A 7,988-nucleotide genomic window follows, 5' to 3' on the forward strand; every position below is an offset into this window, starting at 1 on the left:
GGCCGAGCTGGCGGCGTCGGCCGCGGCCGGGGCGGCGTCGGCGGCGACGACCGCGGGCTCGGCGTGGCGGACACGTTCGGCCTCCCACTCCTCCTCGTCGCGGTGCGCCTGCCGCGACGCCTGGACGGCGGCCCAGGCGACGGCGGCGAACGGCACGGCGAGGACGGCGCCGATGACGCCGGCGACGATCGACCCGGCGGTCAGGGCGAGCAGGATGACGAGCGGGTGCAGCGAGAGCGTGTGGCCCATGAGGATCGGCTGGAGGACGTTGCCCTCGAGCTGCTGCACGACGATGACGATGACGAGGACGATCAGCGCGTCCACGGGGCCGTTGGACACCAGCGCGATGAGCACGGCCACCACGCCGGCGGCGACGGCACCGATGACGGGCACGAACGCGGCGACGAAGGTCAGCAGGGCCAGCGGGAGCGCCAGCGGGACGCCGACGATGGTGAGGCCGATGCCGATGAGCACGGCGTCGACGGACGCGACCGCGGCGGTGCCGCGGACGTAGCCGCCCATGACGGCGGCGGAGCGGGTGCCGACCAGGTCGAAGCGGTGGTGCTCGCGCTCCGGCAGCTGGTCGCGGAAGAAGGTCCAGATGACCCGGCCGTCCTTGAGCAGGAAGAACAGGACGACGACGGCGAGCAGCACGCCGGTGGCAATCTGCGCGACCGCGGCGGCACCGGTGAGGGCCCCGGACTGCACGGCCGAGCCCTGCAGCGCCCCCTCGAGCTGGCTGACGATCTCGTCCATGTCCGTGGCGGGAAGGCCGAACGGCCCGCTCTCGACCAGGTCGGTGAGCTGCTGGAAGCCCTCGACGGCCCCCTCGCGGAGCTGGCCCCACTGGTCGGCGACCGCGTTGGCGACGAGGAAGCCGACCCCGCCGAGCACGACGATGCCCAGCAGCATGGTGATGCCCGCCGCGAGCGAGCGCGGCAGCCGTCGCGCCAGCAGGCTGACCAGCGGGCTCGCGGCCGCCGCGATGAGCACGGCGATGAGCACCGGCACCACGACGAGCTTCAGCGTCACCCCCAGGTAGGCGACGATGACGACGACGGCGAGGACGAGGAGGACCTGCGCGCAGCGGGTCGCGACGCCGCCGAAGCTGTCGTGCCAACGGTCCTTGGGGCGGCGGGAGGGGGGAGTCACGGGGGCTCGGTACCCAGCGTGACGAAGCCCAACCCTCAGGCGACCTGGAACGAGCGCTTGCTGAGGCCGAGGAAGAAGCCGTCGACGGCGGTCTCCACCGGTCCGTCGGCCTCCTGGGCCGCGCCGAGGGTGACGAACAGCGGCGCCATGTGCTCCACGGTGGGGTGGGCGTAGGGCATCCCCGGGGCGCGGGTGCGGAAGTCCAGCAGGCTGTCGACGTCCCCGGCGGCGAGCGCCTCGGCGGCCCAGGCGTCGAACTCCGCGGACCATCCCGGCGGGGTGGCGTCGGGGCGCCAGTCGGTCAGGAACGGCAGGCCGTGGGTGAGGAACCCCGAGCCGACGACGAGCACGCCCTCGTCCCGCAGGGGTGCCAGCCGGCGGCCCAGCGCCATCAGGGTCCGCGGGTCGAGAGTCGGCATGGACAGCTGCAGGGTCGGCAGGTCGGCGTCGGGGTACATCACGCGCAGCGGCACCCAGGCGCCGTGGTCCAGGCCGCGGCGGGCGTGGCGGTGGACGGTCTGCCCGTCCGGCAGCATCGCCTCCACGGCGTCGGCCAGCGCCGTCGCGTCGGGGGTGTCGTACCGCATCCGCCCGAACTTCGGGTCGAAGCCGGAGTAGTCGTGGACGAGCTCGGTACCGGGAGCGGTGGCGCTCAGCGACAGCGGCGCCTGCTCCCAGTGGGCGGAGACGATGAGCACCGCCCGCGGTCGGGGAAGCGTCGCGGACCAGGCGGCCAGCTCGGCGGTCCACCGCGCGTCGTCCAGGAGCACCGGTGCGCCGTGGCCCAGGTACAGGCTCGGCATCCGGTCGGCGGTCTGGTCCACGGTGTCCTCCACGGTCGGGCTGCTGGTTTCGCTTGAATTCTCAAGCGAGAGCCTACGGCCCAACGGTTGAGACATCAAGCGACCGGGTAGCCTCAGGGGGTGACGCAGACCCGGTGGCTGGACGACGACGAGCAGCGCGCCTGGCGCGCCCTGGCGGGCGTCGTGCTGCGGCTGCCGACCGCGCTGGACGCCCAGCTCGCCCGCGACAGCGGCCTCACGCACTTCTCGTACTACGTGCTGGCCATGCTCAGCGAGGCCCCCGAGCGCACGCTGGCGATGTCGACGCTCGCCCGCAACGCCAACTCCTCGCAGTCGCGCCTCAGCCACGCCGTCAGCCGGCTCGAGCGCTCCGGCTGGGTGGCCCGCCGCCCCTGCCCCGGCAACGGCCGCGTCACCCTGGCCACGCTCACCGACGAGGGCTTCGAGAAGGTGCGCGAGGCCGCCCCCGGCCACGCCGCGGAGGTCGTCCGCCTGGTCGTCGACGACCTCGACGCCGAGCAGGTCCGCGTCCTCGGCGAGGCCTGCGAGCGCGTGCTCGCCCGGCTGGACGGCGACTGCCCTGCCGAGCAGGGCCCCCCGGACGGCACCATGGCCCCGTGCACACCCCCCACCACGACGTCGTCGTCGTCGGCGGCGGCCACAACGGCCTGACCGCAGCGGCCTACCTCGCCCGCGCCGGCCTGCGCACGGTCGTCCTCGAGCAGCAGGACCACCTGGGCGGGGCCTCGGTGAGCGCCGCCGTCTTCCCCGGCGTCGAGGCGCGGCTGAGCCGCTACTCCTACCTCGTCAGCCTGCTCCCCCAGCAGGTGCGCGACGAGCTCGGCCTCGACCTGCGGCTGGTCCGCCGGCGGGTGTCGTCCTACACGCCGGACCCGCGCACCGCCGGGGCGTCGGGCCTGCTCGTCAGCGACGACCGGGACGCCACGACCGCGTCCTTCGAGCGGCTGGGCGCCGGCGCGGACCGGGCCGGCTGGGACGCGCTGTACGCCCGCACCGCCCGGGCCGCCGCCGCGCTGTGGCCGACGGTCACCGAGCCGCTGCTGTCGCGCGAGCAGGCCCGCGAGCGCGTCGGCGACGACGCCGTCTGGGGCCTGCTCGTCGGGCGGCCGGTCGGGCTGTCGGTCGCCGACGCCGTCGCCGACGACGTGGTGCGCGGCGTGGTCCTCACCGACGCCCTGATCGGCACCTTCGCCGACACCGACGCCGACCTGCTCGCCAACCGCTGCTTCCTCTACCACGTCATCGGCGGCGGGACGGGCGACTGGGACGTCCCCGTGGGCGGGATGGGCGCGGTGCAGGCCGCGCTCGCTGCGGCGGCCCGGGCTGCCGGGGCGGGCACCGTCACCGGCGCCCGCGTGGTGTCCCTCGACCCGGACGGGCGGCTGGTCGTCGACGTGGACGGGACCGAGCAGGTGCTCACCGCCGACCGGGTGGTCTGGGCAGGCGCCCCGGCCGGGCTCGACGCCGCCCTCGCGGCCGCGGGCGCGACCCCCCACGCCGGCACCGCGCTGGCCGCGCCCGAGGGCTCGCAGCTCAAGGTCAACATGCTGCTGCGGCGGCTGCCCCGGCTGCGCGACGCCTCCGTCGACCCCCGCGACGCCTTCGCCGGGACGTTCCACGTCAACGAGTCGGCGTCGCAGATCGCCACCGCGTTCGCCCAGGCCTCCGCCGGCCGGCTGCCCGACGTCCCGCCGTGCGAGGTGTACTGCCACACCCTGTCCGACCGGTCGGTCCTGGGCGCGGACCTGGCCGCCTCGGAGGCCCAGACGCTCACCCTGTTCGGCCTGCACATGCCGGCGCGGCTGTTCCGCGAGGACCCCGACGGGGCGCGCGAGCAGGCCCTCGCCGCGACGCTCGCCTCGATCGGCTCGGTGCTCGACGAGCCTCTGGAGGACGTCCTGCTCACCGGCCCGGACGGACGGCCCTGCCTGGAGGTGCGCACGCCCGTCGACCTCGAGGGCGACGTCGGCCTGCCCGGCGGGCACATCTTCCACCGCGACCTGCAGTGGCCCTGGGCCGAGACCGACGAGCAGGTCGGCACCTGGGGCGTGGAGACCGTCCACGACCGGGTGGTCCTGGGCGGCGCCGGCGCCCGGCGGGGCGGGGGCGTGAGCGGCATCCCCGGACGGTCGGCGGCCATGTCCCTCCTCGCGGCCGGGGACCGCCGGTGAGCGCAGCACCGGGAGGCCCGGCGGGCACGCTGGCGGAGGCGCTCGCGGCACGGACCGTCGTGCTCGACGGCGGGCTGGCGACGCACCTCCAGACCCGCGGGCACGACCTGTCCGGGGAGCTGTGGTCGGCGTCGCTGCTCACCGACGACCCCGGGGCGGTGCGGGACGCGCACGCGGACTACCTGCGCGCCGGTGCCGAGGTGCTCGTCACCGCCTCCTACCAGGCCTCGGTCGCGGGGTTCGCCCACGCCGGTCTCGACGGGGCCACCGCGCTGGGGCTCGTCGCCCGCTCGGTCCTGCTCGCCCGGGAGGCCTGCGAGGACACCGGCGTGCAGGCCTGGGTCGCCGGGTCCGTCGGGCCCTACGGCGCGGTCCTCGCGGGCGGCCAGGAGTACACCGGCGACTACGTCGACCCGGCGTGGACTGACGGCCCGACCCTCACGGTGCCGGCGCTGCGGGCGTTCCACCGCGAGCGGATGGAGGCCCTGGCCGGCGCCGGCGCGGACGTCCTCGCCTGCGAGACGGTGCCCGCCGCGACCGAGGTCGAGGCGCTGCTGCTCGCGGCCGGCGACGTCGGGGTGCCGGTGTGGCTGTCGCTCACCACCGTCGTCGACGAGGACGGGGTCGTCCGCACCCGTCGCGGCGAGGAGGCGGCCGACGCGTTCGCCATGGCGCGCGGGGTGTCCGGCGTCGTCGCCGTGGGGGTCAACTGCTGCGACCCCGCGGGCGTCGGCGCAGCCGTCGAGGTCGCCGCGGCGGCCTCGGGGCTGCCCGTCGTGGTGTACCCGAACAGCGGCGAGACCTGGGACGCGGCCGCCCGCGGCTGGGTGGGCGAGCCCGACCTCGACCTGGGCGCGGTCGACGGCTGGGTCACCGGCGGGGCCCGGCTGGTGGGCGGCTGCTGCCGCGTCGGCCCGGACCAGGTCGCGCAGCTCGCCCGGCACCTGGGCGGCTGACGCGGGCGGTCCCGGTCGGTGCGGCCGGACGTGCATGTCGCGGGTACGTCGTCGGCGCCGGGCTGCCTCCAGGTGCCGCGCGGGCGCCGAGAGCGCACGGTGGCACCGTGACCCAGGCACCCGAGGACGCCATCGACGTCGACGAGCCGCTCGCCCCGAAGTTCGTCGCCGCCACGCACGACGCGACCGGCGAGCAGGTCCCCACCCGGGACCTGTCCGAGCTGGCGCCGCCCGCGCGGCCCGCCCGCCGGTGGACGCCCAAGCGGGTGGTCATCACCCCCGACGCGCTGGACCACCCGCACGCCCACCGCATCGTCGAGCGGGTGGAGGCCCGCGGCATCGAGGTCGAGCGACTGCGGGCCAACCGGCTCACCGGCGTCCGCGGCGCCACCGAGCGCGAGACGTACGCGCTGGCCAAGTCGACGATGGCCATCGTCGTCAGCCCGCCGTCGCGGCGGAAGCTGCAGCCGATCGCGCCGAGCGCGGACTGGCGGGTGGACCTGGCCGAGGGCTGCCCCGCCCACTGCCAGTACTGCTACCTCGCCGGCTCGCTCAGCGGGCCGCCGGTGACCCGGGTGTACGCCGACCTCGACGACATCCTCGGCGGGCTCGAGCCGTACCTCGGCCAGGGCACCATCACGAGCCGTCGCGCCGACCGGGCGCAGGAGGGCACGACGTTCGAGGCGTCCTGCTACACCGACCCGCTGGCCCTGGAGCACCTCACGGGCAGCTGGACCCGCGCCGTGGAGTTCTTCGGACAGTGGGAGGCCCCGGTGCAGCTGCGGTGGACGACCAAGTACGACGACGTCGCGGGCTTCGTCGGGCTGCCGCACGCCGGCCGGACCCGGGTCCGGTTCAGCGTCAACTGCCTGCCGGTGAGCCAGCGCATGGAGGGCGGCACGTCCACGGTGCCGGACCGGCTGGCGGGGCTGCGGCGGCTGGCGCTGGACGGCTACCCGGTCGGGCTCACGATGGCGCCGCTCATGCCGCTGGACGGCTGGCGCGAGCACTACGGGCACCTGCTCGACCTCGTCGAGGCCGCCGTGGACGGGGTGCCGGACCTCGACCTCACCGCCGAGCTCATCACGCACCGGTTCACCCCCGGCAGCAAGGAGGTCCTGCTCGGCTGGTACCCGGGGACGCGGCTGGACATGGACGAGTCGCGGCGGACCACCAAGCGGGGCAAGTTCGGCTCGACGAAGTACGTCTACCCCGAGGACGTCATGACGGAGATGCGGACCTGGTTCACCGACGAGCTCGCGCGGCGGCTGCCCGAGCTGCACGTCCTGTACTGGACCTGACCCCCGCCTGGCGCCGGGCGACCGGGGCTGGCATCATCTAGTTGAGACTTGAACCATCACCTACACCCCCAGGAGACACCGCATGGCCGACGTCAACGTCGCGATCGTCTACTACAGCGCCACGGGCGGGGTCTACAAGCTCGCCAAGGCCGCCGAGGCCGCCGCGCAGCAGGCCGGCGCCGAGGTGCGCCTGCTCAAGGTGCACGAGCTCGCCCCCCAGGAGGCGATCAACAGCAACGAGGGCTGGTCCGCCCACGCCCTGGAGACCCAGGACGTCCCCGAGGCGACGCTCGACGACCTCGAGTGGGCCGACGTCATCATGCTCGGCAGCCCGACGCGCTACGGCCTGCCGACCGCGCAGCTCAAGCAGTTCCTCGACCAGACCGGCCCGCTCTGGGGCGCCGGCAAGCTCGTCAACAAGATCGGCACGTCGTTCACCTCGACCGCCACCGCCCACGGCGGCCAGGAGTCGACGATCCTCGCGATCAACAACACCTTCTACCACTGGGGCTCGATCATCGTCGCCCCCGGCTACGCCGACCCGGTCCAGTTCGCCGCCGGCAACCCCTACGGCGCCTCGCACACGTCCAACAACGGCGCCGTGCCCCCGGACGAGACCGCCCTCGCGTCGGTGTCGTTCCAGGCGACGCGCGCCGTCGAGGTCGGCCGCGCGCTGAAGACGGGCCTCGCCGCGCAGGCCTGACCCGTCCGGCCAGCTGACGGCCGCGCACGACCCGCACCACCCGGGGCCCCCTCGCGACCCGCCCGTCGCGAGGGGGCCTCTGGCGTGCCGCCCGGGGTCCTCGGGCACGATCGGCGCATGGACCCCGCGGCCCTGACCGTCGACCTCAACGCCGACCTCGGCGAGGGCTTCGGGGTGTGGCGCCTCACCGACGACGAGGGTCTGCTCGACGTCGTCACCAGCGCCAACGTGGCGTGCGGGTTCCACGCCGGCGACCCGTCGACGATGCGACGGGTCTGCGAGGCGGCCGCCGCCCGCGGGGTGAGCGTCGGCGCGCACGTCGCCTACCGGGACCTCGCCGGGTTCGGGCGGCGCTTCGTCGACGTCGCGCCGGACGAGCTGCACGACGACGTCGTCTACCAGCTGGCCGCCCTGGTCGGCACGGCCGCGTCGGTCGGCGCCCGGGTCCGCTACGTCAAGCCGCACGGCGCGCTGTACAACGCCGTGGTCCACCACGAGGAGCAGGCGGCCGCCGTCGTGCGCGCCGTGGCGGCCGTCGACGCGTCGCTCCCGCTGGTCGGGCTGCCCGGGTCGGCAGTCCTCCGCCTCGCCGGGCAGGCCGGGCTCGCCACCGTCACCGAGGCCTTCGCCGACCGCGCCTACACCGCGCAGGGCACGCTGGTCAGCCGCCGCCTGCCCGGGGCGGTGCTCACCGACGTGGCCACGGTGGTCGCGCGCTGCGTCGCCATGGCCACCGGGCGGCCCGTCGCCGACGTCGACGGCGCGCCGCTGCAGGTGTCGGCCCGCTCGCTCTGCGTCCACGGCGACACCCCGGGCGCGGTCGGGACGGCGCGGGCGGTCCGGGCGGGCCTGGAGGCGGCCGGCGTACGGGTCGCCGCGTT

General features: G+C 75.6%; 8 protein-coding genes. 6 read left to right on the forward strand and 2 right to left on the reverse strand.

The annotated features are described in order from the left end of the window. Positions 1-1,152: AI-2E family transporter (locus WCS02_RS14825; RefSeq protein WP_340294561.1), on the reverse strand; the 1,152-nt coding region annotated here is incomplete at its 3' end. A 35-nt stretch (positions 1,153-1,187) separates the two neighbouring features. Then, complete coding sequence (locus WCS02_RS14830; RefSeq protein WP_340294562.1) at positions 1,188-1,988, reverse strand: dioxygenase family protein; 801 nt, start codon at positions 1,986-1,988, stop codon at positions 1,188-1,190. Between the two features lie 87 nt (positions 1,989-2,075). Between WCS02_RS14830 and WCS02_RS14835 the strand changes: the two genes are divergently transcribed. From WCS02_RS14835 to WCS02_RS14860, 6 genes are all read left to right on the forward strand, one after another. Then, positions 2,076-2,627, forward strand: a complete 552-nt coding sequence (locus WCS02_RS14835) for a MarR family winged helix-turn-helix transcriptional regulator (RefSeq protein WP_340294563.1) — start codon at positions 2,076-2,078, stop codon at positions 2,625-2,627. Then, positions 2,573-4,147: an FAD-dependent oxidoreductase gene (locus WCS02_RS14840; protein ID WP_340294565.1), complete on the forward strand. Its 1,575-nt coding sequence runs from the start codon at positions 2,573-2,575 to the stop codon at positions 4,145-4,147. The genes WCS02_RS14835 and WCS02_RS14840 overlap by 55 nt, the downstream gene beginning before the upstream one ends. Next, positions 4,144-5,103, forward strand: coding sequence for a homocysteine S-methyltransferase (gene mmuM / locus WCS02_RS14845; RefSeq protein ID WP_340294567.1), 960 nt, complete (start codon positions 4,144-4,146; stop codon positions 5,101-5,103). Before WCS02_RS14840 ends, mmuM begins: the two co-directional genes overlap by 4 nt. Before the next feature lie 107 nt (positions 5,104-5,210). Next, positions 5,211-6,404: a spore photoproduct lyase family protein gene (locus WCS02_RS14850; protein ID WP_340294569.1), complete on the forward strand. Its 1,194-nt coding sequence runs from the start codon at positions 5,211-5,213 to the stop codon at positions 6,402-6,404. Between the two features lie 82 nt (positions 6,405-6,486). Further along, positions 6,487-7,107 (forward strand): NAD(P)H:quinone oxidoreductase, encoded by a 621-nt coding sequence (gene wrbA / locus WCS02_RS14855; RefSeq protein WP_340294571.1) that lies wholly within the window; start codon positions 6,487-6,489, stop codon positions 7,105-7,107. A gap of 117 nt (positions 7,108-7,224) precedes the next feature. Further along, a partial coding sequence (locus WCS02_RS14860; protein ID WP_340294573.1) for a LamB/YcsF family protein occupies positions 7,225-7,988 on the forward strand: 764 nt, incomplete at its 3' end.

It is taken from the genome of Aquipuribacter hungaricus, from assembly GCF_037860755.1.
Lineage (GTDB): Bacteria > Actinomycetota > Actinomycetes > Actinomycetales > JBBAYJ01 > Aquipuribacter > Aquipuribacter hungaricus.

What these genes read in the sequence shown, in the direction of transcription:
- wrbA (WP_340294571.1), top strand. Translation starts at nt 6,487, where the DNA reads ATGGCCGACGTCAACGTCGCGATCGTCTACTACAGCGCCACGGGCGGG.